Genomic DNA, 25,162 nt, shown 5'->3' on the forward strand with positions numbered 1-25,162 from the left:
AGTAACTGATGACCGGCTACCTCGCCCATGGCGGCTTACATTTATTATTGAAGGAATTAGACATGTCTAACATGATCAAAGGTCAAGTGAAGTGGTTCAACGAAGCTAAAGGTTTTGGTTTCATCACCCCAGCAGACGGCAGCAAAGACGTATTCGTACACTTCTCTGCTATCCAGGATCAAGGCTTCAAGACCCTGGCTGAAGGCCAGAACGTACAGTTCTCTATCGAGAACGGTGCGAAAGGTCCATCTGCGGCTAACGTTACCGCTATCTAATTGGCGCCTGGCGCTGATTGAAAAAAACCCGCTGCGGCGGGTTTTTTTGTGTCTGAAATTCGGCGGTGCGAAAAAAAGCCCGCAAGTCTGCGGGCAAAAGTTCCTTGTTAAACATTTTTTAGTTGTATTAGTAATTGAATTAATTGTGTTTTTTATTATTCAATCCCACATATTGACCACACCTAAAACAACCAGAAAAAAATATAGCGCCTTTGCGCTTCCTTCCCGTGCATGAGTCCCGCTAATATTTGTCCGCGATAATAATACCCTTGGGATAAATGGAGTTTTTTTCACATGGCAATGACTACATGCAAAGAGTGTAAAAAAGAGGTATCAGACAAAGCGAAGGTTTGCCCTCATTGTGGCGTAAAGGAACCCGCGAGAAACCTCGGTAAAGAAACCAGGCAGGGGTGCTTGGGGTTGGTGATTTTAGTCGGCGTTCTCTATTTCATCTTCGGCCGTGGTGACGATAAGGACAAAACAAAGCCAGAAAAAACGGCCGAAGTGAAAGAGTGTACAGCGGCCGACGCTCAATGCTTATTTGACAAATACATGGTAGACGCCGCGATCCCTTGTCGTGAGTTGGTGGAAAAATCATCGAAATATGATTTCGAATGGACGGATGGGATCATGACGCCAATGTTTTCACATATGCGGAATGATGCGTCGAAGAACCAGATCACTTACATAGGCGATAAAGTTAAATTTACCAATGGTTTCAACGCTAAATCGACGATGACTTATTTTTGTACCTTCGACTGGAAGGCAAAAGAGGTTGTCGATTTTAAAATCGATACTGGCAAACTTTGATTTCTTCGCCCGCTGTCCAGCGGGCATTTTCCAAAGCTCCGGCAAGATCCTTTTTCTGCAACTTTGCAAAACTTCAACCTCTGCCAACATCACCCGCAAAGCCGCGCCGTGTATGGCTTTACCGTGTTTATCTACCTTGCGCCTCTTTTGTGCTTTGCCGCTTAGATCCTCACGGAAAGCAAAACAGATCCTTTTTATTCATTGAGTTAACTTTTCTCCGGTTGGCTTCTCGCGCCTCTGCTTTTGCAAATCGTTGAAAATCATTGCAATGCGTGCAACGGCGATCTGCGCGCAAAGCCCCAGGCGTGGCGCGGGCTGGCAATGGCAATTGCGGAAAAGATCCTTTGCAAAAATTTCTCAACACGAAACGGGCAGGCGGGTGCGGTGTAGCGCCGTTTCCGTGGCGCTGCGGCTCCGTGCCGTGGGTTTCCGTGCGCTCTGCGTGGCGTCGTGCTGCGTTCTCAGATTCATCCGGTGCGGACGCTCAAAAGCATCAGCGCCCCGTGGTGGGGCGCTGGCTGCGTTTAAATGCGGGTCTGGTTTTGGCGGTGGCTGGGTTAGCCGATGAGGTGACCGTATTTCCCTTTCAGGGCGGTGGCGGTCGAGGATGCTTGCGCTATCTCGCTGGCGTTGGTTGGGGTGCCGGTGTTGCTGTGGGTGTGCTCTGCGGTGCGCTGTGCCAGGGTGTCAATCAGGTCGAGGGTTTCCATTAACAACGTCAACAGGTTTGTGGTGCCGTCGCCGATCGTGGTTTTGCCGGCCTGCAGCTGCAGCGCGGTGGAAATGCTCTGACGCAAACCGGCGATGCGTTCGGTCAGCGCGCCACCGATATCAACGCTTTTACTTTGGGCTATCTTCTCGTCGGCGGCCTTGGCTGCTGTCTTCAGGTTCGCGCTGGTGCCGACGGTGTAGTCGCCGCGGGCGATATGCGTCACGGCGCCGGCGGTGGTTCTCGCCGTGCCTAGCACGGTCTTGCTGTCGTCGGCCTGGACGGTGATCTCGCGATCGATAACCTTACGCGTTTCTTTGTCGGCCTCTACGGTGCGTGACGCTGAGACTTCCCTGATTGCCTGGTCAGTTTCGCGATGCCAGTCACCTGGCGCTGTTACGCGCTGGAATACCTCGGCGCGCTGCTGCTGCAGCTGCTCGCCCGGCGCGATGGCGGGCAGGCTGGCATTGCTGGGCAACACCTGGCGAATGAAGGGCTTGTCTTGCCTGCCGTCCTGGAATGCCAGCTCTACCAGCGTGCCAGGCGGTGGGTATTGCATGAAGCCGCTTTCGTCGCCGCCCATCGTCACCGGTAGCTGTACTGCAGGATAGGTTGGGGTGCCTTTGCTGTCCTGGCCGTTCTCGTCAAGCAGCTGCACCCCGACGGCATACTTTGGCCGGAATGGGTCGGCAATGTCGCCCAGCGCGGCCGACTCGCTGTAGTTTTCCACGCGCGCCAGCTTCGGCAAGTGCAGCCCGGCGGCGATCTCAGGGTTCAACTGTTCAAGCTGGCGCTGGAATGCTGGCTTGATTTTAGGCTGGCCGCTGGCGTCAAGCGGTGTCCAGGTTAGCGTCATGTCGCCGTCTTTGATCGCGACGCGGGTGATACGCTGGCCGTTGACCAGGACGCCGGGGCGAACAGAAGGGATAAGCGGCACGGTCAACGAGTTACCCGCGCCGGTGCTCGATGCAAACTCGGCCGGGATGTCGACTGGCAAACCGGCAAAGCGCGAATCTTGCCAGCGGCCCAGCCAGACCGAACCGTCTGGCAACTGCTGCCAAATGTAATCATCGATCCCAAAGGCGCGGCCCAGGGTGTTCAGCAACTGCCACCCGGTGCCGCTATGGACAAAATGCGGGATCGGTGTGTCGACATAATCCGCGACCGGTAAGACAAATTCTATCCCGCTCGCCTGATTTAGCGCCTGCGTGACCTGACGTAGCGTTGGGTGCTGCATTGAAAGAGGCCAACGCTTTTCAAATATCCCCGTCATTTCCCGCACGAACAGCCGGCGGAATCCGTTATCGGATACCTGATCGCGCTCAACATACCCGGTAAACCAGCGATACGAATTATCGTTGTACCCCAGATCGAGACGGACGATCGCGCCGGTGGCGTCGCCCTCGATTTTTGCCGTGACAAAACCGCGGCCGGTATCGTTCAGGTCGGTGACCACCTCGTAGGCCGACACGGTGGCATCGACGGCGCCGATTTTTAGCGTAACGACGGGTTTCATAGCGCCCCCAACTGGTCATCAACACGTTTCAAGATTTTTTCAAATCCGGTCAGTTCCTTTTCCTGCTCGTCCGTGTCGTCTGACGGTGCGGCGGCGGTGCCGGCGGCCGTTTGCGTTTTCGTGGTGCTGGCTGGGGCGTTAGCAGCCTTGCGACCTTTGGCCTTCTCGGCGGTGCTGAGTTGTTCTGTCAGCGTAAAGCTGACCTGCCAGGCTAATTTGTCGGTCTGCTCGGTGGCTTCAATCGTGCCGGTAAACATGCCTTGTTTCATGTTGATCGCCTGCGCCACCGGGCTGGCGATGCGATAGCGTCGCCCGGCGCCGCCGCTGTCCTTGGCTTCAGCCAGCGCGAAAATGCGCGACAGCAGGGCTTTATCCTTGAAGTCGACCAGGCCGGACACGCTCAGCTCTTTGGCCTTGATGCCGTTTTCTGATTGCGTGGTGCTGGATGATTGCCCCGATTTGTCCTTGGTTTCGATGGTCATTTTCGGGGAAACCTTGATGTCCTTGAGCGGGATTCCCTCGCCATCGAGCGCCAGCATGATGATCGTCATGGTTTTACCATCCGTAATAACTCGCCGACATTACCCACAAACAGCGCGCCGAGGGTGAAAATCGCGTCAGGTTCAGGGATACCGTTCAGCATGTTGTTAGCGATGTTGGACGGATGCCCCTCATCGGTGAACATCCAGGCGTTAACCCGGCGTCCTTTCAGTTCAGTTAGCGCTTGTTCTGCTGCCTGCTGTGCCTGACTGGCGGCGTCTTCAAGGCTTTGCAGCGCGCTGTTGATATCGTCAAATGACAGGCCGGCGGCGGCAGATTCGGCGGCGGCCTGGATGCGCTGGGCATTCTGCGCGGTGCGGGTCGTGCTCAGCGAAAGCGGCGCGGCGTCAGGCAAGCCAATGCCCTGCAGCCCCGGCAGCTGCATTTTACTGACCGCAAGCTCAGCCTGCGCCACGGCTTTACGGGCAGTCTTTTGCAAATCAGGTATCGGCAGCAAGGCCGCAAACCCGGCCAGGTCATCCAGAAAACGGTCGCTTTGTGTCGCAGTGATCAGGAAGCCAACGGCGCCAGGCGTGCCGCCGGCGGCTTTTAACTTACCGGCCAAAAACTTGACGGCGTTCTCCGGGCTGAGGTAATTACCGGATGGTGTCACCTGGCCGGCGCCATACGTCCACGGGTTGACGGTCAGTAAGGAACAACTGATCGGTGCGAAATCATCTGGAAAACCTAACTGCACATATTTCCACATTTTTAATCTTCCGTCGGAGTTGGCGCCCACGTTGGCAACCCGCTTTTGCCTGCAATGCGAGCCATGCCAACGGGTGGCGCACATGCGGCGAACTCTAGATAAACGCTATCGTCGATCGGTTTACCATCGCGTGGCCAACTGCCTGCAGTTTGATATATCGCCTTCATTGCTAGCGGATAGAACGCATTATTCTTTGCGCTGTAAACGTAGTTTTTCATCAGTATCCAACAGCCTCCCAGAAGAATTTATATTCCTGTATGCCGTGGTAAATTGTCATATTGCTGTTTGTAAATGAGGCAACAGAAATATTCATGTTACTGGTGTCCGGTACTGCGGAAGGTGTAAAAGAAAACCCCGTTGCAGCATTCGGAAAATTGATCGCAAAGTTGATTGTTAAGAACTTTTCGCTTTTCGAATCTTCAATGTAGCCACCTTGCCTGATCAGACCTGTTACCTTGTCTCGCCACCACCAGATTTGCCCCATAGCCCCTTCGGTGGGGGTGTTGTGTGGGCTATATACGCGGGCGCCATACTCATAAATCGGTATGTTGTCCGTCGTGTAAAAATTTCCGGTAGCGTCAATGCCGAATCCACGCCCTGTATCACTGCGTATGACTGACAAAGAGCCGTCATCATATGCAGCGAGCAAACCGGTCTGAATGCCGTCCTGGTTACGGAAAACAACTACGCCACCTTGTGTGCCAACGTCACCCAGGACATTGATCGGGCCGTTGATTGTTCCGCCTGCCCGCGGGAAAAACTTCTGATCGGCTTCGCCCTGGGTGTAGGCGCCGACGTCGTGCGCGTAAAGCACGTCTTTTGTTGCCAGTTCCCCCAGTCCCAGATTATCGCGCCCGGCGGCGGGGTTGGTCATATCTGACAAATTGGCGTCTTTACGCAGAAACAGCCTGCTGGCTTCCTGCTCGCCCTGAGAGCCTTTTTTTCGCAGGTCAGTAACCGTGCCGTCAGCACCGATACGCGCGATCGCCGTGACGTAATGCCTGAATCCCTGGGCGTCGTTGTAGTCGGCCAGGGTGTCGGCGGCGGTCAGCGCGATATGCGCCGACCAGCGGCTGGTTGTGGCACCTTGCCAACTTACATCGGCCCAGACCGTGGTTGTCCATTTGGTAACGTCGATGGGGGTGTCAGTCTCAAGCTCAGCCCGAATACCGCCAACGTAGCCGCTTCCCGCTGTCGCGGCGAACGTGTCGCCACTGCGAACGACAAGGAAGGCATCGCCGAAGAAGGCGCCTTCGCCGTAGACGTCCCAATTAGCCAGGCGGAGTTGTTCATCCTGGCCGAATATCCGCGCTGAAAAATCGATTTGCCACGTCTGTGGGGTCACGCTGATCTGCGTGGTGCCGGCGGCGCCGTTGAATTCCATCGCCAGCGTGCGGGTTAGGGTGTTTCCCTGTTCCTGGCCGCTGGTTGCGATTTTTCGCTGGGTGCGGGTGTGCACAATCATGCATAGCGTGTTGCTGGCCTGGTCAACCAGCCCGATCCAGTTGTAATCAAAATCGCCGACGGAGGTGTCCAGCACCACAGAGAAAACCACCGCGTCAGTGTTGAGCATGCCGTATTGCATGACCGGTGCGGTGTTCACGATGTTGGTCGGCGCCGGTAATGGCTCGTCGCGGCTGATCTCGGCTTCAGGGTCTTGCCCTGGGATATAGGCAAAAACGAACGTATCCGGGCGTGCCGGCAGATTATTGGCCGCCTGGCTTGCCGCCCACTGCTCGTATTTTCTGGTGATAATGGCTGACATCTCGGCCCCTTTCAGTGTGCTGCAGCATCGCTGTGATTGTCTGTGCTCGATACGTTGGCCATAACAGACAAATCCAACTGTGCCGCCTGGTTAAACTGTCAAAATCTCGCCGGCTTCGGTCATGATATACAGCCGGCTTTCGGTGATAATTGCGGCGTCTTTGCCTGGCCGCGCGGCGATCAGCTGGTGATCGTTATCGAACCAACCGGCACGCATGCCCAGCGGTGCGACGTTAAGCACCTCGAACCGATACCGGCGGCAGGTGCGGCCGTATTTCCTGATGATCTCATTCATCAACGTGGCGTTAGCGGCCAGCTGGTTGTCGTTGACGCGAATAATGATGACGTCCCAATCGACGCCCGGCTGGCGCTCAAGCTGCTGCATATCGCCGATTTTCAGGCGTTCAAAAATGCGTTTGAAGCCGATAAAGCTGCCGCTGTCCTGCGCGTTAACAAACGCGTGTTTGACTCGCAGGCGGTACAACCAAAGCGGCTCACCCTCAAAGCGATCGATATCGCGCTGGTACGCCAGCAGGTTCAGGATCTGAACCGTGCAGGTTTCCGGGTCGCCCTGGGCCAGTGGAAACGAGATCCAGCCTTTGACCTTCTCCCAGAAGTTGACGCAGGCGGCCGCCAGTTTCTTCGGCTCGCCTTTGTTCATCCAACTGGGCAGGGTGATCAGCGGTTTATCCATTGGTCAGCACCACATTTAACGAGGCCAGGCGCGGGATCGATAATCCGCTGATGATGTCATCCAGTGAGAAGGTGACCGATTCCAGCGCCGAAAACTGCAGGTGCAACTCTTCAGCCAGGCGCGAGAAGCTAAAGCGGCTGTGCGGCCAGGTTTTGGTTACCGTGTAGGTGGCGTTATCGCGGAAGGCACAGCGGACAAAGTTTTCAATGTCCTGTTTCAAGTCCGCCTGTTCTTCATCGCTCAGGTTCAGCGTGGCGAACATGTACGCGGTGATCGTTAAATCGTGCTGCGTCTCCGGCATGGCAAAACAGCGCATGTCATCGCCGTGCCCGTGGTAGCCCTGCACCATGATGTGATCGTTAACGGCAGCGATGAACGAGTCCGCCGGAATGCCGGTATCAAGCAGCAAATAGGCGTTAGCGGTGCCCGGCCCGCGCGGGGCGTCGTGCTCGAAGTACACGCGATCGGTGCTCAACCCGGCGACGCTGGCGATCATGCTGCGATAGACCGCGTCGATATGGTATGAGCCGACGAGGTTGTATTGATTTCGGCAGCGGTCGCGCAGCTCGTCGTCTGACTCGCGATCGGCGCCGGGCTGCGTCAGCCAGTCGTCGAGGTTCTCAACGCGCGCAATGCCGGGAATGTCCGTCGGCAGTATGCGGAAGTAGCCCGGCGCGAGATTGTAGGCGGTGCCGCTTTGTTCGGCTTTTACTGCAATTGCCTGGCTGGCCGTTCCCGCGGGGATCACCACCTCCGCAACGGTCATCACGCGATAAACCTTATCGTCGATGCGCTCCGTTTGGATCACGGTGCCGGCGGGGATGGTGATCAGCAGCGTCGGGTCAGCCTTGAAGAAAGTGATCGCGCCCTGGGTGAAGGTTGGGTCTTTACGCGACAGGTTGACCGCCCAGGCGAACAAGTCCAGATAAGCCCCTGAAGCGGTGGCGAGATACATATTCGCCATCACGACGTTAACGAGGATGTCTTTCAGCCAGATCACAGGCTTGGTCACGATAGCCGTTATCAGGCGCCAGAAAGGCGACATTTTCGAGGTGTTGGTGATCAAGCCCTCGGCGTCGACCACCTTCTGAAACTCGGCTTTGACTTCGGCTTCCGTGGTCGGCATGCCACCGGCGCGCAGTGCGGCCTCAAAATCAACGGTTGGTTTATTGGTCATAGGTCACCCCGGTGTTGAGCGGGCCAAAATCATAGGTGTCGGCGGTGATCAGCAGGCGGCCGCGGGTTTCCTCAGCCACAAAGATGGTACTGGGAACCAGCCTCACGTCATCCTCGACCAGCAACGTAATTTGCAAGAGGATGTCAGCGCGCAGCGTCGGGCTGCGCTCGGCGACCAGCAACGTGGCGAGGCCGCTTTCCATGATCGCGTGTTTGATGTCCTGGCCGATACTGACCAGGTTGTCGCACAGCACCGGCTCAAAGCCGGCATTCAGCGTAAAATCGCGGTCGGTGATCAGCAGGTCGATATACAGTTTTTCGTCAGCCATGCCCGTATAGCTCCATGTTTTCTTGCAGCTGCTGCGGGGTTAACGGTTGCATCACGTTATATTGCACGGTGCCGATCGTCTGGGTTCTGGCGCTGCTGTTGTTGTTGGTTGACTGGCTCACCTGGCCCATGATGCCGCCGCGCCCGGTTGAAACGGTATTCGCGCCGGTCAGCAGCGGAGCGCTGCCGGGTTGGCTTCCGGCTGGGGTTGCTTCTGGCGCCACGCTTTTCATCTCGATGTCGACGCCGGGGATCATGTTCAGTTTTTCCACGATCCAGTTGTAGGTCTGCGCGAAGCTGTTTTTCAGGTAGTCCCATAGCCCCTTGAATACGTCGGTGATGGTGTTTTTAAAATCGGTGAACGCCTGCACGGGCGACAGGCCCGTGAAGAAGTTGACCACGTCCTGCCAGCCCGCCTTAATCATCGCCCAGGTGACGCGGAAAATGGCGCCGACCACCATCACGATCCCCATCAACCACTGAAATGCGGCGGTGTCCATGATGGCGGCTTTCAGTTCATCCCAATAGGCGACGACGGCCCAGACAGCCGCGACCAGCAGCGCAATCAGTCCGATCACCAGCGTGATCGGCAGGCCCATGAAGTTGGCGGCGAGGCCGGTCAGGAAGAAGGCCAGGCGCAGCATCAACAGCACCGGGCGCAGCAGCTTGAGAATGATCATGAAGCCCAACCACAGGAATTTTCCGGCGGCGACGGCGATGTTTGCCAGGGCAAAGACGGCAACCAGCGACGTGAGCGCGATAGAGACGTAGCCTATCCAGCGCGCGATATTCTTAAATTTCAGCAGCCAATCGGCGACTTGGGTTCCCATGTCCGACATACGTTCGAGCAGCGGATTGATGACAGGCAGCAGCGCGCCGCCCACGGCGATGCGCATGCCTTTCCAGACCTGCAGCAGCCGGTCAAACTGGTTGGTCATGTCAGCAGCCATCTTTTTGGCGTTGTCCATGCCCTTGATTTTGCCGATTTGGTCGATGTTGTTTTTCAGGCCGTCGACGTTCTGCGCCAGCAGCTTAATCAGGGAAACCGCCTCATCGGAGCCAAATGCCTTTTTAATCATGTCCGAGTCGGCAACTTTCTTGATATCGCCGTATTTTTGCTGGATCAGTCCCATGATGTCGGCGATGCCTTTCATCGAACCATCTTGCTTGACGAAGTTAAGCCCCAACACCTTTTGGGCATTGCCGACGCCCTGCAGGAAGGCTTTGTATTTTGTCCCGGCTTCGCTGCCGCTCATGGTGGCCTGTAGCTGGCCGAGTACGGCGAATTGTTCCGCCATGCCGATCCCGGCGGCGGTGGCGTTAGCACCGATCGAGGTGAACGCATCGGACATTTGTTTACCGTCCGATTTAAAAATCTTCACTGCTTCGGCCGTCTGCCCGGTCATCACCTCCACCCAGCTGGAACGGCCCATTGCGTCGGCCGTTTTCTGGAAAACGCCGTACATGGTGCCGATATAGTTGGTGATGGTGTCAGCGTCGGCACGGGTGCCTTTTGCCAGGATCGATCCCGCGGTGGTGAAGGTGCGCAACTCTTTATCTGCCAGGCCATCGATAGCGCCCGCGATAGAGGCGGCCGACGCCACGAACCCGGCAGCGGATTCGCCGTATTTCATACTGAACAGGATCGCGGTGTTACTGAGGTTCTTCAGTGCGGTGTCGGCCACGCCGATGGATTTCACCTCGGCGAGCGCGCGCTGCAGTTCGTCAGCAGGGCCGAGAATGCCCATGATCGATTGCGCGACGCCCCACAAGGTAGCGCCGCCGGCGACCATCTGCCCGAAGGCTGCGCGTGATTTGCCGGCGAAATTTGTCAACTCGCCGCCGGCCATCTTGAGAGGGCGCGAGAACTTGTCGACCAGCGATAGCATCACTTCCAGCTGTTTCATCACGCACCCTTGAACGCCTTGGCGATGCCGTTATTCACCGCGATCGCCATGTTTTGCCAATATCGATTGTCTAGCCACAGTGCGCGGGCGAGCGATTCGTCATCGTCAGGCTCGCCCGGCAGGTATCGCCGGCGCAGGGTTAGCAGCTGTTCCAGCTGGTTGTCGTCGATCGCCTGCGCGCGGCGCGCTAGTTTTTTACTTCAAATTCCAGCTCTGGCGAGTAAATCTCGTTGACCTTGCCGGCCAGTTTTACCGCGCCGCCTGGCAGGGCGAGGATCTTGTCCAGCGCGTCTTTGCTGTCAGGGTGAACGATGCGGCGCAGGAAGTTGGACGCCGGCGCGACTTTGTTGTCGGTCGACATCTCGTTAATAAATTTGTTGAAGGCGATGACATTCGGCTCGAATACCAGATCCAGACCGTTGACCTTAATCTCGATTTTTACTTTATCGCTCATGGGGTGATCCTTTTTCTCTCTGCTCTATTTCAGCGGCCAGCTGGTTATGTCTGGCCGCGCACGGTGGGTAAATCTTGCGGTACTCTTCCAGCGCCGCGGCGAACGCTTCGCCGGTGTTACCGCTTAGCCTCGGCAGCGTTTCCGGGCAGCGGGCCAACAAATTGGCCTGATAGGGTACGCTCGGCGCGGTCGGTGGCGGCATTGAACAGCCGGACATACTCAGCAGTAGCGCACACGTTGCTGAAAACCGGCTTAACCACTTCGGTGCGAATGACCCGTTCGGTGTGCGTTTCATTTGCGCTTAGCTCCGCTAATTTGCTTTCCAGCAGCCTGGCCGACTCGCCCGCCATCTGCTCGGTATACCGGCGCGATTTCTCGGCGCCGGCGGTGGCGGCCCGCTCAATGATCAGCTGCTGGCTGTCGCTGTACAGCCCGGCAGTGAACCAGCCCGCCCAAAATATGACGGCCAGCAGCGCCAGCAGAATGAACGGTTTCGCCTGGCTCATCAGCGCACGCCTTCATGCTCAAGACTGAAGTGATTGCCGTCCGGCCGGTCGCGGAAACGCCCGCCCCAGCTGCCGCCGATGCTCTCCCAGTATTCCCCCAGGGGCAGGTATGCCGCGCTGTTGGTCTGGTACTGGCCGTTGATGAACAGATTCAGGTCGACGGCCAGGCGCTTGGTGTGCAGGCTGTTGCGGATACCGCTGCCTTTTTTGGCGTTGAGTGCGGCTTGTTCTGGCGTGCGGTACGCTTCACCGAACGTCAGGCGATAGCCTTTCTCATCGGCCCATAAAATCAGCTGGGCGATCAGCTTGGTAAACAGCTGCTGCTTTTCACTTAACGTCATTGTTTTCCCCTTGTACCCACTTGTTGCCGCGGCGGCGTAGCCAGCGCTCAACGAATTGATAACCGGCAATCCCCAGGGCGCACCCGATGCCATTGATAGCCACCGGGGACAGGTCAGGGAACTGCACCAACGCGACGCCGGCCACCATCGAGACAGCAGATCCCAGGATGATGCGGCCAATCATCAGCCGCGGGGTGATCGGGTCTTTGCTGTTCAACACCTGACCCAGTGCGATAACGGCGCCGATGGCTGCCAGGGTCAGGATTTTCTTTTCGTGGTCTTGCATGCCGTCCCCTTAGCCCAACAGATCGCGCGTATCGTCCGCGGACAGATACGGAATGCCGTTGATGTGCACAAAGTTCGGCGACGTGACGATGTACTTGATTTTGTGCTTACTTTTGTCCGCGCTGGTCGGGTCGATGTTCAGCAGATCGGAGATCATGATCTTGCAGCCGAACGCCTCGACCTTCATTTCCTCGTCGCCGGCCTTGGCGTAGAACAGGAAATCTTTCGGCGGAATGCCGCGCCAGCTGCCGGCACTGCGTGCGGCGTTCTGGGCAACGATCAGGTTTTTGCTGTCCAGCTCGATCTCGCCGTCCGCCTCGACATCGCCGTCGGTGTAACCGTCCGGCACGCCGCGGGTTTTGGTTACGGCGGTGTTGTCGGTGATATTCAGCGAGATGCTTTCGGCATGGATGGCGGCGCCTTCCATATCGAAATCAAAGCTCATGCCTGAAATACGTTTACTCATGGGTCGTTACTCCGTCAGGCTGGTGTCGAGCAGGATGCCGATCGAAATTTCTTTCGGGCTGGCATACGGCCGCGCGGTCATGAAAATTTGCACCTTGGTGCTGTTCAGCCAGGTGATCGTTACGTCGCCGTCTTTTGGCGGTTTCACCTCGCCGGGGAACGTCACCCCGTTAATCTGGGATGAAATCGCCATTTCTCGCATCGGCTTGCTGAAATAGGTTTCATGTGCGGCGATGCTGCTGTCCGACGAGTTAAGCGACCGATCGGCGATTTTCGGGATGGCCAGCAGGCGAACCCGTCGCGCCGCTTTATCTACCGTGCGCAGGTACTCGATCACTGAGTAATCGCCGCCGTCAACTTCCAGCGTGCGGCCGTCCGACCAGTACAGGCCCGCGTAGTCGACATACCACATTGGCACGCTGTAGCGGTTGGCGTTCAGCGCCTGCAGCACAGACAGATCCAGCGGTACGTCGGCGCTGTCTGTTGGCAACTCGTCGCGCCCCAGATCGATAAGCGCGCCCGTGCGAACGCGGGCTGGGCTGTCGGCGATGGTTACCGAACGGTTGCACAGGCGGCCGGCCAGGACGCCCGGCTCATTCCCCCACAGGCGCGGCACAAGTTGCACGCTGGGGCCGGCGATGTCTTTTTGCAGGGCCGCCAGGCGGGTGCCGTATTGCGCCCACGTCTCGGCCTCGCCGGGGCCGCCCACGGACAAAATCGCCCACAGCCAGCGGCTGTTTTGCGCAATGAGATCGGCGCGCAGGGTGATCGCCGCGTTGATATCCGCCTTGTCGGCAATGTCCATGCACAGGACAAACCCCTCCACTGAGGCGGTTTGCTGGGCGCTTTTGACGGCGGCCACCCAGTCGGCGGTTTTGGCATCTGCGGCCAGGATGGCGACATAGGCAAACCAGTTATTGCCGGCGTTCCGGCGGGCGGCCGCGATGTTGCTTTTCAGCACGCTGTCGGCAGGGCCCAGCACGGTGTCCAGATTGGTGTTGCTGTTCAGCGGTTGCAGCGTGCCGGCATTGGTGGCGCCGATGCCGACGAACAGGACAACCCGCTCGATTTCGGTCGGCGTGCCCTGGTACTGGTTCAGCTGGTTAATATCTACACTCGGCCAGGTCATAGTTTCCCCTTGATATCCTGTGCTTTGACTTCCCAGCCGAACCCGATGCCTTGCAGCTGGCGGGCCAGGATCACGTTAAATTCATCGTCACTTACGCCGAGGAAGGCGCGGGCGGGTAGGTCAATCGTCCACGTTTGCTTGCTCGGTTTGCGCGCCAGTTTCTTAATCAGAAAGCCGGCTTTTTTCATCGACAGCTCTGCGGTGATGTAACTCACTGCCGGCTTGACGTACTTCCCGTTCCACCACACCTTGTAACCCAGGTCGCGCAGGCGCTTGGCCTGCCGCCGGGTTGCCGGTTTGCCTTCCTGGCTCGGCTGGCCCTGGTAGCTGCTCGCCCTGGCGGTTATCTGCGCGCCTTCGTGGTGAATGGCGCCGATCGTCCCTGCCGGCATACGCTTCGAACCACTGCGATAATTGCCGCCCTGCAGGTAGATGCGCACCGCTTCGATCTCCGGCATTTCCCGCACCTTCAGCAGCTTCGGCAGCTGGCGCAACATCTTGCGCCGCCCGCGTTTGCGCGGCGCCCAGGGCGTGCCATCAGGCGCCTGTTGTTTGCGGGCATTGCGTTTTGATGCCGTGATGATCCCGCGTTTGGCGATGCGCCATAGCAGACGCTGGCGCTTTGCTCTGGGCATCTCGTTGTCTTTCAGCGCCTGCTTTAGCGCGCGCAGCTGGTTTCTATTCAGCTCGCCATCAACGATCGTCGCCATCTTTCACCGGCGCGCCGGTGGCGTCCGCTCCGAAAATCACCGCCTCTTGCGCGTGGTCGTAAACCGCATCGACCACGCCCCACGCTTGCCCGCCCAGGGGGATCTCGCCGTCCTTGTTGGGCAACAGGACAATCTCATCGACCAATGGGATGGTGATCGTGACCAGGGCCGACTCTTCGTCGTACAGTTCGATGTCGACATCCGGGTCGCTCAGGTTCAGATCGCCGCGGGCCTCGTTGGCGCCTTCCATCAACCAGGACAGCACCAGGGCGAACAGCACGGCCGGATCCAACTCGCGGTACGGATACTTGTCCCACTCCAGCACGCCGTCATAGGTGGTTATCCCGATCCGCCGCTGGCCTTTACCGAGGTTTTTCAGCGCCGGTGTCAGCTTCTGGTTGTCCATCCAGCTGGCGAAGGTCTGCACCCGTGGCGGCAGGTGCGCGGCCATGAACGCCGTCAACTCTGATAACTGGCTCATGACAAGGAAACCGTCGCGCGCCCCAGCCCCAGGATCGCGCGCACCGCCTGGCTGGCCTCGGCCAGCAACCCGCTACGGGTAAAGGATTCGGCGGCATCGCTTCCGGTTCCTTCCGGCGCGGTGGCTTTGCTTACGCGGCTGACGCTGGTCACTTCGCCGATCAGATCGGCCTTTGCCAGCGCATAGACCGCTTTTTTATATTGCGCTGTCGTCTGGTTCTCACTGCCGGCGCGGGCGCCAGGGAGATCCTTCGCGGCGGCGAACCCTTCGGCCCGCTTTGTCGCCTCGAAATTGCTCAGGCGGCGGTTGATGTCACCGATCGCAGTGAGCAGCGCTTGAATAGCGGTATCCCCCTGCAGCTGCGGCGGCACTTTCCGTTGCAGCTGGAACTCGCCCAGGTTCAGATCCGGCCAGAAACTGCCCGGCTCCTGTGCGATGGTTTCGTCCTGATAGTCCAGGCTCTTGCCGCTGAAGCTGAGAGAACTCACAGCGCACCCCCTGTTAAAGAAGCGGACTGACCAGCATCCACGGCGTGATTAGCCAAATCGGCGTCACCCTCCGCTGCGTCCGCTCCGCCGTGCGGCAGTCGTTTGTTCAGCGCACGAATGCGCATCTCAATTTTTTCACGCAACGTCTTCACCCCCACGGGGGCGTGATAGGCATGCGCTTGCGCCAGCAGTTCTTCGGCGGCCTGCAGGATGTTGACGTCCTCGACCGCTGACGGCAGCGGCCGGCCGTTGCTGTCACGCAGCAGCAGCAGGGCGGCGAACTTGAACCACTTCGCGTTAATTTCTTCATGCAGTCGCCATTTCTCGCGCACATTCACAAAGGTGCGCGAGAAATACGGCTCAACGCTGTGACCGGCTTCGGCTTCACTTTCTGCCCAGGCCAGCACGGTGTCGGCGACAAAGGCCGAAAATGTGCGTTTGACGTTGTCCGGCGTGGGCTGGTGCTGCTCGATGGCGATGTCGGCCCAGTCCAGCGCCTGATCAAACTCGCCGATGTCGAACAGCCAGATCACGCAGTACGAAAACACCATGTTGGTGTAATGCTCGCCGCTGCTCAGATAGCGCTCGACGGTCGGCGCCCATTTAGGCAGCAGCTTGCGGCGCTTCATGTCTACCCGGTCGCGGATTGTCGGCAGCTGGCGCAGGCGCTCGACATCAAGCTGCAGCTCGCGCAACTGGATGTGCAAGCTGTCAGGATTGGCGCTCAGCGCCTGCCCCTGGCTTAGCGTTTGCTGTGCGGCAATCCGGGCGTTATGCCGCAGACCGGGCGACATGCTCATCGTTAGCCCCCAGCCGGCGGCGTGACGGCTTCTTCGCCCACGATGGTGACGGCTGACTCATCGATCGCGCCGTACAACTCGCGATAGCCCAGCGCGTAACCTTCGTTGCGCAGGTATTTGTTTTCGTACTGCGCGCGGTCTTCCACAAACTCAACCTTGCGCTGACGGGTGTTGCGTTGGGTCAGCACCTGCAGGTTGGCCGGAATGGTGACCGCTAAGCGCTTGCCAGGCATAAACGGCGGGATGGCAGAGCGGCGACCGGCGACAGAATCGGCCAGCAGCTGCGCGGCGATTTTCTCGGTCGGCTTGTCGGCCTTGCCATACAGGCGGAATTGCTCAGCAGCCACCAGGTCAGCACCAACCATGATCGTAAGGCGTGGGTCATTGCGGAATTCCTGCGGGATCTTGGTGTTGATGATGTCGGCCGCGGCGGCGTCCAGTGATTTGTAATCTCCGCTCGGCCCGATGGTGACCGGGTCAGTGATGATCTGAGAACCGCCGTTGAACTCTTTGGCAAGCTGGTGCCAGCCTTTGTTAACGTCCTGGCCCAGCGGGTTAGCATCCGGATCGGTGGTCGCGGCTACGCTGGTGCCGTTGAAGCCAATACGCAGGATGTCGAGGGCAAACGCCTGCATGGTGAACGCGTTCACCAGCGTCATGAACTCGTTGACGTCGCCGCTGTTCGCCCAGTTCGACAGGGTTTCCCAGTCCAGATCGACCGCAGAGTCGGTTTTCGCCAGAGTGTAAACGTTGCCGCTTACGCCAATGTTGCGATGGAATCGACCGGTTGCGGAGCGGCCGGTATGCAGACGCGACGCGCCCACATCAACCACTTGGCCGCTCATCTGATCCACGTCCTTCATGGTGATGAACTGCAGGAAGTCGAGCGACTCCTGAAGCGTTTTGCGGATGGCGGTTTCCATCGGCGGCGTAACCGCGTAATACTTGGTGCGGTCGGAGTTTTCCGGCTGACCAAGGTTTTTAAACAGCGTGCTGAAATAAGCGTCCATCGCCTTGCGGGCGCTATCGCTCAACACGGAGACTTGTTGCGACATAATCTATTTCCTTCTTCCCGCCGCCGTCGGCAGCTTTATGAGTTGATGCGATAAGCGATTAGCAAATCATTGAGGCGGTGGTTTTCTCTTTCTCGCCTGGGTTAGGGTCTGGCACTTTGCTGAACGTTTCATCCAGCTTTTTAAATTTCGGCAGCAGATCAGGCAGGGCGGTAAACAATTCCTTAACCTGTTCCTTGGCCTTTTCGGTATTAAACAGCTGAGTGATTTCGGTGATCTGCTCTTTGATATCGCCGACGGTCTTTTCCAATTGGGCGATCTTTTCTTTGTCACCGCTCAGAGCATTATATTTTTGTTCCAGATCCACCACGGCTTGTGCCATGCCTTTCATCGCTTCGGTGAATTCTTTATTGTCTTGCTGCGCAGCAGGCGGAGGGGTTGCCGGCTCTTGTGGTTTTGCACCAAAAATACTTTGCCAAAGCGGTTTCTTTTCGTCAGACATATCTTTATCTCCCGGCCGTTTTGTGACCATATCGATTACAAACGGCACCGGAGCACCGTAGATTGCGTTGTTTTGTTCAGCAGCGAACCGCATACGGTCAGTGCCAATACTGGCCGGGGTGTTCGTCACGCCCAGCCCTTTCAGGTAGGTTTTGCCTGAACCGCGGAAGTTCTCGACCGGCTCGATTGACGCAAACAGCAATTGATTGCGGCGGTTCGAGTAAATCAGGTCATCGGTAGGACACAGTCGGGCATACAGTTTTGTCAGCCCGGCGTCGTTGGCTTCCGCTTTCAGTTCCAGCACTTCGCCGGAATTCCCCCAGTAGCGTTCATGCTCAGGCCAGATCAATGCGGTATACAATGCCGTATCGTAGGTTTCGGCCATTTCGATTAGCCATGACGCTGGGATCTCGCGACCGTCGACGGTTTCGCCTTCGGTTGCAATGCAAATCCAGTCAGTCATTAATTGCGATGATTTGCCGCTCATGGAGTAAATTCCGGTTAAATATTTGCGCTCTAATAAAGTGATTTTGAGTATTGCGAATATTTTTTCATGCTGCGAATGGTTTTATTCTGATAATTTCGGATATACCCGTTAGCCGAATTCAGCCGATTATTAATTATCACTGCGCCATAATTTGCCCGGCATAATGCAACTATGGCTATATACCCCGACTCGATTAAAAAGGTGGCGCGTTCGCTTTATTTAAAAAGCTGGACGCCGAAAGAGATCGCCGCCGAATTGAAATTAACATCTGCCCGCATTGTTTATCATTGGGCGGAGAGATACGGCTGGAACCAATTATTAGTTGAGGAAACCGTCGAGGATTGCATTCAGCGCCGGATCAGGACACTGACGCACCGCGATAAAAAAAACGATCTGGAGATGCAGGAACTTGACCGGCTGATAGAGCATCACGTCAAGTTAATTGCCCAGCGAAACAAGCACGCGGAAAAATTGGCGGCCGCGCAAGCAGCTGCGGCGCCAGGTGACGGCGGGGCAGTCGGGTTTATGGCGGCAGGCGAAGACGCGCCAGCGCAGCGCAAGGGCCGGCGGCAAAAGAATGACGTCAGCACGATGACGAAAGAGCGTTTCGACGAGTTCGCCGAGACGGGTCTGTTTACCTACCAAAAAACGCTGCGGGCCAACAAAGATCACTCAATTCGCAATTTGCTCAAATCCCGCCAGATCGGCGCGACCTGGTATTTTTCATGGGAAGCCCTGGAAGACGCTGCGCTGACCGGCGATAACCAGATTTTTGTTTCTGCATCGCGGCGCCAGGCTGAAATCTTCCGGCGCTACATCGTCAAGTTTGCCCGTGAAATGTTCGGCGTCACGCTGACCGGCAACCCGATCACGCTCAGCAACGGCGCCAACCTGATTTTCCTGTCGACCAACAAGAACACCGCGCAGGGCGAGACGGGGCATTTTTATTGCGATGAATATTTTTGGGTGCCGAAATTCCAGGTGTTCAAGGATGTCACCAGCGCGATAGCCACGCACGACAAATGGCGCCGGACGTTCTTCTCAACGCCGAGTGCGAAAACCCATGACGGTTACCCGTTCTGGACGGGCGACGAGTGGAAAGGCAGCGACAAAAAACGCCAGGCGCTGAAGTTCCCCGACTTCGACGAACTGCGCGACGGCGGGCGCCTGTGCCCTGATGGTCAATGGCGCTACGTCGTGACGCTGGTCGATGCCTGCGCGGGCGGTCTGGATAAATACGTCACCGTCGATCGGGTGCGCGGCGAGCACAGCGTCGATGCCTTCAACCTGCTGTACATGTGCATTTTTGTGGACAGCGGCGATAGCGTCTTCAAGTTCGACCAGCTATCGCGCTGCGAGGTTGACCCGGCAACCTGGCAGGACTTCGATCCCAAAGCGAAACGCCCCTTTGGCGAGCGTGAAGTGTGGGGCGGCTTTGACCCGGCGCGCAGCGGCGACACGTCCACCTTTGTGGTTATCGCGCCGCCGCTGTATGACGGCGAGCGCTTTCGCGTGCTGGAAACCCACCACTGGCAGGGTTACAGCTTCAAGTACCAGGCCGAGCAGATCAAAAAAATCATGCAGCGTTACCGGATGACCTACATCGGGATCGATGTGACCGGCATCGGGCGCGGCGTCTATGAGCGCGTGCAGTCCTTCGCCCCGCGTGAAGTGCGCGACATTCATTACAGCCTCGAAACGAAAACCCGCCTGGTGCTGAAAATGGTCGACCTGGTGGAAGGCGACCGCATCGAATGGGATGCCGAAAAGCGTGGTATCGCCGGCAGTTTCCTGGCTATTCGCAAGACCGTGACCGGCAGCGGCAACGCGATCACGTTTGTGGCAGAGCGCAGTGCCGAAACCGGCCACGCCGATGTTTTCTTCGCCATATCCCACGCAGCGATTAACGAACCCCTCAACTTTGACACCCGGCGTAAATCTACCTGGGCATTTTCACAGGCGGCCGCATGAGCAGAAAGAACAAAAAACCAGCCCAGAAACCGGCCCAGCCGGCGAAAGCCTTCTCGGCAGGGTTACCCATTCCCGGCGATCGCAGCACGATATTCATCGGGCCGCCCGAACTGGTGCTGACCAGCGGCACGGATTACCAGGATGTCTGGTATGACAACGATTACGACCACTGGACGCCACCGATCAGCCGCCTGGCGCTGGCGCGCCTGCCGAACGCTAACGCGCAGCACGACGGCATCCTTTATGCGCGCAAAAATATGATTGCGTCGAGCTATACCGGCGGCGGACTGACGCGCGAACAGATCGGCGCAATGGCGTTCGATTATCTGCTGTTCGGCGACCTGCCGTTACTGAAGGTGCGCAACGGCTGGGGCCAGGTGGTGCGCTTGCAGCCGCTTCCGTCGATGTATATGCGCATCCGCCGCAGCGGTGAATTCGTCATCTTGCAAAAGGGTGAGCCGCTGGTTTACGCCCCCGACGACATCATCTTTTTCCGGCAATACGATCCGCAACAGCAAATTTACGGACTGCCCGACTATATCGGCGGCATCAATAGCGCGCTGCTGAACAGTGAGGCAACCATCTTCAGGCGCCGCTATTACAACAACGGCGCGCACATGGGCGGCATTCTCTACACCACCGATCCGAACCTTTCGGAAGAAGTGGAAGCCGAGATCAAAAAGAAAATTGAAGGCACCAAGGGGCTGGGCAACTTCCGCAATATGTTTATCAACATCCCCGGCGGCGATAAAGAAGGGGTGAAGTTTATCCCGGTGGGCGATATCAGCGCCAAAGACGAATTCTCAAACGTCAAAAACATCAGCGCCCAGGACGTGCTTACCGCGCATCGATTCCCGGCCGGGCTGGCCGGCATTATTCCACAAAATACCGCCGGCCTTGGTGACCCGATCAAGGCGCGCGAAACCTATCGGCAGGATGAATCCATTCCCGTTCAGAAAATGTTTGCTGAACGCGTCGCCGCCGATCCTGAAGTTCCGGCGCATCTTCGCCTCAACTTCGATTTTTCAACACCTGCAGGGGAATAATAATGGCTGACGAGTTGACGCAAACAACGCGCGTTTCCGACTTGGGCATGGCTGGCGCGCTTCAGGATAACGACCTGATTCTGTTAACTGTCCAGCGCGGTGAGGCTTTCGAGTCGCAAAGCATATCCGTACTGGATTTAAAGCGCATGCTGCATATCGCGACACAAGAAACATTTTATTCTGACGGGCATTTTGCTGCGCGTTCTATGGATGGGGAAAACGGTTTTGTGCTGGACGCTGACTTCGGCGCCTGGTTTGCCGGACTGCCGCGCCCGCTACAAGAATATTTAACGGCCACAATGCCGAGCAGTGAGGGCAATCAGTATCCCGATTATCATGAGGTTTTTCTGTCTGCAGACAAAAAGGCATTGCGGCTCACTGATGACAATGGCGGCCTATGGCTGTGCGGCATTGATGAGGCTATCCAGAATAGGCTTGACGGCCTGCTATCGTCGAGTGTCAGCAAAGGGATCTCAGGCTGGCAATGGCTGGCGCTCAGTAAAAACCGTAAGGGATTGTTTGGCGCTGACGATAACGGCGGCTTCCACGTTCCGGGCATCACTGGCCCGATTCAGGATCTGTTATTGGCGCTGAGTGGTGGCAGCGGGCCGAGCGTGAAACCCGATGCCGGCACCTATGTGTTGATGTGGGGAGATCGTAAAATCTGGGAAGATCGCCCCGTACTTGGCACAGAGAAAATCACTGATACCGGTGCATTGTTGCGTTACCTTCCTGGCGGTGAGGCTACAAGCGGCACCGGTGTGGTTTTCCATCGTGGCGGCCGGGAGATGCCGATCGAGGCCTCCGCATTTCGCATTATTGCGTTTATGGGCCAATCGCTGATGATTGCATCCGATGCCGGCAACATTCCCAATCCTGGCAGCTATAACAAGGTGAATCGCGATCCGGCGTTGCGTGGTCGAGCCATTACCGTTAACGGCGGCAAGCCGGAATTTTCCGGGGATGCTGACACCATTATCAGCGACGATAATCTGGATAAGTTGGCCGACATGGTCAACCCGAACTATCGGCAGGGGCAGGTGATCCCACTGACCAATCGCCTGATTTATGACTGCGACGCGGCAGGGCTGGCGCCGTCAATTTTCTATTCCGCAAACAGCGCCAGCGGCGGTAAATCCTTCGCTCAAATCTGGAAAGGTACAGTCCCTTACACCAACGGCCTGCGCCTGGTGCAACGCGGGGCTGACATCGCCGCGGGTATCGGCAAGCCTTGCAGTGTCGATTTCGTTTTATTCGCGCATGGACAAACGGACAACGGGAACGGCACCAATACCGCACCCGGCGCCTATGCCAGCCGCATGACGCAGCACTTTGCGAATGTGACCGCTGATTACACGGCGATCACCCATCAAACCACCGGGCCGCTGTTTGTTATCGACCAATGCGGCAGCAGGATCAGCACAGAGCGCGGCGAAGTCGACGAAGAAGGCAACGTAACCGATCCTGAGATTTTATTTAACTTCTCGATCTCTGCCACAGACCAGTGGGATTACGTCAAGGCTAACCCTGAAACCGCCTTGATGAATGCGTCGGAATGGCCGCTTAACTGGCAGCTTTCTGACGGCTCGTTATCGCACATAAATAACTGGGGCAAAGTGATCCAGGGCGAATACATGGAACAGGCGTTATTTTGGCATTACGACCCCGCGCAGACCTCGCCCTGGTTGCCGACACACGTCAAATCCATCTCACTGCAAGGCACGACATTGATCACCCAGTGGCACACGCCGCGGGGCGGGTTGGTGCGCGATGTCGCCACGTTCGGCGATTGCCCGAATGACAGCTTTTCCCTGCAGCTGGCCAGCGCCAACATTTTGCAGGTCACGCAGGAGGGCAACACGGTTTCAATCGAGTTGGATGCCGTTCCGTCCACAGATGACGCCTTGCTCATTGGTTTCACCAACACCACTCCGGCGCCAAACGGTCATATTTATCCGATGGTGCCTTATCGAGACTCTTCAACGCTGACATCTCGCTGGTATAAGCCGGACGGGGTAAATTTCTATCCGCTCTACAACTGGGGGATTTTACAGCGCATCCCCTTGGAGGATTTATAATGCACGGCATCAACTCAGGTAAAAATTATTATGGTTACCGCGATCCGGTTCCTTTCACTATCTGGACGCCGGAAAGTTTGTTCTCGGCACATAAGGCAAGGGTGACTGCCGGCGGCGGCATCATTCCGGACGAAGCCGGTTGCCTGGCTCGCTTCAGATTTATTGTTGATAACGGATTGCTCGACCGGATCGTAACCTGGATAAATCCGGCGTTTGGCGTGAAGAAAAATGCGAGCAACCAGATTGAAAAACTCTTTGCGCTGCGCGGTAGCGATTTTACCGCGCAGATGCAGAAGTCCGGCGCCGCGGTTCTTTATGATGACAGCGGGGCGGCGCCGGCGGCAGTGGTGCAAATCACCTCTTCAGGCGGTGGCTATCTGGTTTCAGAAAACGTGACCGTCCAGCGAGGTGACGCCTATCTCATCGGAGCTAAATTGTCTGACAAGAATCGCGCCGATGTCCTGGGGCTGACCGTTGGACAAAGCCTGAATAACCTGCCGTTGGCTTACGCGCGAACCATGATCCAGAATCAGCAAGCCATTACCGAGGCCTGGCGCTATGGTACGCGCGACAGCGATTGGAAAAACGGCAATCCGACAGGTGGCCCGGTGGGGGCAGCGCGCATGCCTTATGATGACTATATCCCGTCCGCCGGCTTGTTCGATGTCGTTCACGGCAAGGTTGATGGTTATGAGAGCGGCAAGCTGGTGAATTCGGCGGTTTCGACCACCGGTAAACTGGCCGATTTATCTGCGCAATCGGCCCCGATTTATGTCGGCGGTGGTTTTGCCGGAGGTGAGGTCGGCGCATGCTATGGCACCTTGCGCGAGGTTGTTTTCCTGCACACCGCAACCAAGGCCGACGCCAGCCTTATCTCGCGGCTTTAACTACTGACGCCACCCCCTGAAACGGCTAAAATATAACAAACAGCTGTTTCGGGGGTTCTATGTCACGCAATCTGAAAGTCATCTGCACCGAGTGCAACGCGCCGGCGATCATCAGCAAAACCAACCGGAAAACGGCCCAGTTTGCCGATCTTTACTGTCAGTGCACCGATGTGGAATGCGGTCACACTTTCGTGATGAATATGACGTTTTCTCACACCCTCAGCCCCAGCGCGCGAAGCGGGCGCGGCCTGGTCAAATCGCTGCTCAGTTTGCTGCGACCGGAAGATAAACAGATCGCCCTCGACTTGCTGCAGGGCCAGCCAGGATAAAAAGAAACCCGCCAATCGGCGGGTTTTTCATTTCTCATGGGTAGCCAGCAGCGCGGCCAGTATGGTGGTTCGCACAGCGGCAAAGGCGGGGATATAAGCAATGCCTTCGGAAAAGTTCATCTGTATGCCGCTCGAACTGGGAGCCTTTCTTTAAAGGCTAGATAGTCATAAACATGCCTTGTGAATGAAAGAAGGCATCCACAAACATCATCATGGTGAGTTGAGCGCATTGCTAATTTTAACATTGAATCGGGTTTGGGATTATCTTGAAGCTGTTTATAAACTGCATCGAACCCCAACATTCTTACCGATAAAAGCAAGGCGCTTTCGAAAGTTACAACACTATTAATCAGGCGTGAATGCACTGCAGCAATGATATTTTGGTTTTCCATGACTGCCTGTAAACACCTCTTATCTCCAGTCATGAATAGAGAACCCGGATTTTCCATACAGGAAGCCAAGAGTAACTGCTCACCGATATCGATGTTCGGAACCTTTCCAAGTTCCTGAAACAACTGTTCATTTGTTACCTCAGGTATTTCCTGAACTCGATCAAGAAAATCTGATACTTTTTGATACACCGTTTCATTACCGCATAACCGTAATGCTTTCTCAGGTTTTTTAGGTGATAGCAATTTAAATCGTGCAGAGGGACTAACATAAATATTATGTTCATTTTCACTAAGTATTTCTGGTAAATACCTAAGTAAATCACACTGCGCAAGTTTCAATATGACATCATTGTCTGATAAAACGATCACTA

At 56.7% G+C, this 25,162-nt stretch carries 29 protein-coding genes; 7 read left to right on the forward strand and 22 right to left on the reverse strand.

Annotated elements, in window-relative coordinates; translation table 11 throughout:
• Window positions 1-62: 62 nt before the first annotated feature.
• Window positions 63-275, forward strand: a complete 213-nt coding sequence (gene cspE / locus ACSBQQ_RS02810) for a transcription antiterminator/RNA stability regulator CspE (protein WP_004935122.1) — start codon at window positions 63-65, stop codon at window positions 273-275.
• Window positions 276-569: 294 nt separating this feature from the next.
• Window positions 570-1,085: a hypothetical protein gene (locus ACSBQQ_RS02815; RefSeq protein ID WP_176589041.1), complete on the forward strand. Its 516-nt coding sequence runs from the start codon at window positions 570-572 to the stop codon at window positions 1,083-1,085.
• Between the two features lie 557 nt (window positions 1,086-1,642).
• Here the strand turns inward: ACSBQQ_RS02815 and ACSBQQ_RS02820 are convergent.
• The 21 genes from ACSBQQ_RS02820 to ACSBQQ_RS02920 form a co-directional block, all read right to left on the reverse strand.
• Entirely contained in the window at window positions 1,643-3,310 is a 1,668-nt protein-coding gene (locus ACSBQQ_RS02820) for a hypothetical protein (protein ID WP_435012527.1), read from the reverse strand.
• Window positions 3,307-3,861, reverse strand: a complete 555-nt coding sequence (locus ACSBQQ_RS02825; RefSeq protein ID WP_060433233.1) for a hypothetical protein — start codon at window positions 3,859-3,861, stop codon at window positions 3,307-3,309. Before ACSBQQ_RS02825 ends, ACSBQQ_RS02820 begins: the two co-directional genes overlap by 4 nt.
• Window positions 3,858-4,559: a hypothetical protein gene (locus tag ACSBQQ_RS02830; RefSeq protein WP_435012529.1), complete on the reverse strand. Its 702-nt coding sequence runs from the start codon at window positions 4,557-4,559 to the stop codon at window positions 3,858-3,860. Before ACSBQQ_RS02830 ends, ACSBQQ_RS02825 begins: the two co-directional genes overlap by 4 nt.
• A gap of 217 nt (window positions 4,560-4,776) precedes the next feature.
• Complete coding sequence (locus ACSBQQ_RS02835; protein WP_060433224.1) at window positions 4,777-6,324, reverse strand: phage tail-collar fiber domain-containing protein; 1,548 nt, start codon at window positions 6,322-6,324, stop codon at window positions 4,777-4,779.
• 90 nt (window positions 6,325-6,414) lie between these two features.
• Window positions 6,415-7,017 carry a hypothetical protein gene (locus ACSBQQ_RS02840; RefSeq protein WP_060433223.1) on the reverse strand — a complete coding sequence of 201 codons (603 nt, stop codon included), beginning with the start codon at window positions 7,015-7,017 and terminating at the stop codon, window positions 6,415-6,417.
• Window positions 7,010-8,194 carry a baseplate J/gp47 family protein gene (locus tag ACSBQQ_RS02845; RefSeq protein ID WP_060433220.1) on the reverse strand — a complete coding sequence of 395 codons (1,185 nt, stop codon included), beginning with the start codon at window positions 8,192-8,194 and terminating at the stop codon, window positions 7,010-7,012. The genes ACSBQQ_RS02840 and ACSBQQ_RS02845 overlap by 8 nt, the downstream gene beginning before the upstream one ends.
• Complete coding sequence (locus ACSBQQ_RS02850) at window positions 8,184-8,522, reverse strand: DUF2590 family protein (RefSeq protein WP_060387971.1); 339 nt, start codon at window positions 8,520-8,522, stop codon at window positions 8,184-8,186. Before ACSBQQ_RS02850 ends, ACSBQQ_RS02845 begins: the two co-directional genes overlap by 11 nt.
• A complete protein-coding gene (locus ACSBQQ_RS02855) occupies window positions 8,515-10,428 on the reverse strand; it encodes a phage tail tape measure protein (protein ID WP_435012532.1) in 1,914 nt (637 codons plus the stop codon). The genes ACSBQQ_RS02850 and ACSBQQ_RS02855 overlap by 8 nt, the downstream gene beginning before the upstream one ends.
• Window positions 10,428-10,598: a DUF6890 family protein gene (locus ACSBQQ_RS02860; protein WP_372913229.1), complete on the reverse strand. Its 171-nt coding sequence runs from the start codon at window positions 10,596-10,598 to the stop codon at window positions 10,428-10,430. The genes ACSBQQ_RS02855 and ACSBQQ_RS02860 overlap by 1 nt, the downstream gene beginning before the upstream one ends.
• 17 nt (window positions 10,599-10,615) lie before the next feature.
• Window positions 10,616-10,882: a putative phage tail assembly chaperone gene (locus tag ACSBQQ_RS02865; protein ID WP_060422330.1), complete on the reverse strand. Its 267-nt coding sequence runs from the start codon at window positions 10,880-10,882 to the stop codon at window positions 10,616-10,618.
• Between the two features lie 116 nt (window positions 10,883-10,998).
• Window positions 10,999-11,388: a hypothetical protein gene (locus ACSBQQ_RS02870; protein ID WP_147881852.1), complete on the reverse strand. Its 390-nt coding sequence runs from the start codon at window positions 11,386-11,388 to the stop codon at window positions 10,999-11,001.
• Window positions 11,388-11,729: a M15 family metallopeptidase gene (locus ACSBQQ_RS02875; RefSeq protein WP_060422324.1), complete on the reverse strand. Its 342-nt coding sequence runs from the start codon at window positions 11,727-11,729 to the stop codon at window positions 11,388-11,390. The genes ACSBQQ_RS02870 and ACSBQQ_RS02875 overlap by 1 nt, the downstream gene beginning before the upstream one ends.
• Window positions 11,716-12,015: a phage holin family protein gene (locus ACSBQQ_RS02880; RefSeq protein WP_060387966.1), complete on the reverse strand. Its 300-nt coding sequence runs from the start codon at window positions 12,013-12,015 to the stop codon at window positions 11,716-11,718. The genes ACSBQQ_RS02875 and ACSBQQ_RS02880 overlap by 14 nt, the downstream gene beginning before the upstream one ends.
• 9 nt (window positions 12,016-12,024) lie before the next feature.
• The gene (locus ACSBQQ_RS02885) at window positions 12,025-12,480 is read right to left on the reverse strand and encodes a phage protein (protein ID WP_060387965.1); all 456 of its coding nucleotides are present in this window, start codon (window positions 12,478-12,480) and stop codon (window positions 12,025-12,027) included.
• A 6-nt stretch (window positions 12,481-12,486) separates the two neighbouring features.
• Window positions 12,487-13,608: a DUF2586 domain-containing protein gene (locus ACSBQQ_RS02890; RefSeq protein WP_435012534.1), complete on the reverse strand. Its 1,122-nt coding sequence runs from the start codon at window positions 13,606-13,608 to the stop codon at window positions 12,487-12,489.
• Complete coding sequence (locus ACSBQQ_RS02895) at window positions 13,605-14,318, reverse strand: phage virion morphogenesis protein (protein WP_060422317.1); 714 nt, start codon at window positions 14,316-14,318, stop codon at window positions 13,605-13,607. Before ACSBQQ_RS02895 ends, ACSBQQ_RS02890 begins: the two co-directional genes overlap by 4 nt.
• Window positions 14,302-14,799, reverse strand: a complete 498-nt coding sequence (locus ACSBQQ_RS02900) for a phage tail protein (RefSeq protein ID WP_141998403.1) — start codon at window positions 14,797-14,799, stop codon at window positions 14,302-14,304. The genes ACSBQQ_RS02895 and ACSBQQ_RS02900 overlap by 17 nt, the downstream gene beginning before the upstream one ends.
• On the reverse strand, window positions 14,796-15,287 hold the full coding sequence (locus ACSBQQ_RS02905; RefSeq protein ID WP_060422312.1) for a head completion/stabilization protein: 492 nt from the start codon (window positions 15,285-15,287) through the stop codon (window positions 14,796-14,798). Before ACSBQQ_RS02905 ends, ACSBQQ_RS02900 begins: the two co-directional genes overlap by 4 nt.
• Window positions 15,284-16,087: a phage terminase small subunit gene (gene gpM, locus ACSBQQ_RS02910; protein ID WP_147881855.1), complete on the reverse strand. Its 804-nt coding sequence runs from the start codon at window positions 16,085-16,087 to the stop codon at window positions 15,284-15,286. Before gpM ends, ACSBQQ_RS02905 begins: the two co-directional genes overlap by 4 nt.
• Window positions 16,088-16,089: 2 nt before the next feature.
• Complete coding sequence (locus tag ACSBQQ_RS02915) at window positions 16,090-17,142, reverse strand: phage major capsid protein, P2 family (protein WP_147881856.1); 1,053 nt, start codon at window positions 17,140-17,142, stop codon at window positions 16,090-16,092.
• Between the two features lie 58 nt (window positions 17,143-17,200).
• Window positions 17,201-18,088: a GPO family capsid scaffolding protein gene (locus ACSBQQ_RS02920; RefSeq protein ID WP_353434157.1), complete on the reverse strand. Its 888-nt coding sequence runs from the start codon at window positions 18,086-18,088 to the stop codon at window positions 17,201-17,203.
• Between the two features lie 171 nt (window positions 18,089-18,259).
• On the opposite strand from ACSBQQ_RS02920, the gene ACSBQQ_RS02925 reads away from it, so the two are divergent.
• From ACSBQQ_RS02925 to ACSBQQ_RS02945, 5 genes are read left to right on the forward strand one after another with little or no spacing between them, the layout of a single operon-like run.
• Entirely contained in the window at window positions 18,260-20,059 is a 1,800-nt protein-coding gene (locus ACSBQQ_RS02925) for a terminase large subunit domain-containing protein (RefSeq protein ID WP_140926856.1), read from the forward strand.
• Window positions 20,056-21,105 carry a phage portal protein gene (locus ACSBQQ_RS02930; protein ID WP_072271432.1) on the forward strand — a complete coding sequence of 350 codons (1,050 nt, stop codon included), beginning with the start codon at window positions 20,056-20,058 and terminating at the stop codon, window positions 21,103-21,105. The genes ACSBQQ_RS02925 and ACSBQQ_RS02930 overlap by 4 nt, the downstream gene beginning before the upstream one ends.
• A gap of 2 nt (window positions 21,106-21,107) precedes the next feature.
• Window positions 21,108-23,183 carry a hypothetical protein gene (locus ACSBQQ_RS02935; RefSeq protein ID WP_247222580.1) on the forward strand — a complete coding sequence of 692 codons (2,076 nt, stop codon included), beginning with the start codon at window positions 21,108-21,110 and terminating at the stop codon, window positions 23,181-23,183.
• The gene (locus tag ACSBQQ_RS02940; RefSeq protein WP_435012536.1) at window positions 23,183-24,070 is read left to right on the forward strand and encodes a hypothetical protein; all 888 of its coding nucleotides are present in this window, start codon (window positions 23,183-23,185) and stop codon (window positions 24,068-24,070) included. The genes ACSBQQ_RS02935 and ACSBQQ_RS02940 overlap by 1 nt, the downstream gene beginning before the upstream one ends.
• Window positions 24,071-24,129: 59 nt before the next feature.
• Window positions 24,130-24,399: an ogr/Delta-like zinc finger family protein gene (locus tag ACSBQQ_RS02945; protein WP_060387955.1), complete on the forward strand. Its 270-nt coding sequence runs from the start codon at window positions 24,130-24,132 to the stop codon at window positions 24,397-24,399.
• A gap of 116 nt (window positions 24,400-24,515) precedes the next feature.
• On the opposite strand, the gene ACSBQQ_RS02950 is transcribed toward ACSBQQ_RS02945, so the two are convergent.
• Window positions 24,516-25,160: a hypothetical protein gene (locus ACSBQQ_RS02950; RefSeq protein ID WP_435012537.1), complete on the reverse strand. Its 645-nt coding sequence runs from the start codon at window positions 25,158-25,160 to the stop codon at window positions 24,516-24,518.
• Between the last annotated feature and the right edge of the window lie 2 nt (window positions 25,161-25,162).

The organism is Serratia sp. G204Y, assembly GCF_051172435.1.
GTDB classification, from domain to species: domain Bacteria; phylum Pseudomonadota; class Gammaproteobacteria; order Enterobacterales; family Enterobacteriaceae; genus Serratia; species Serratia sarumanii.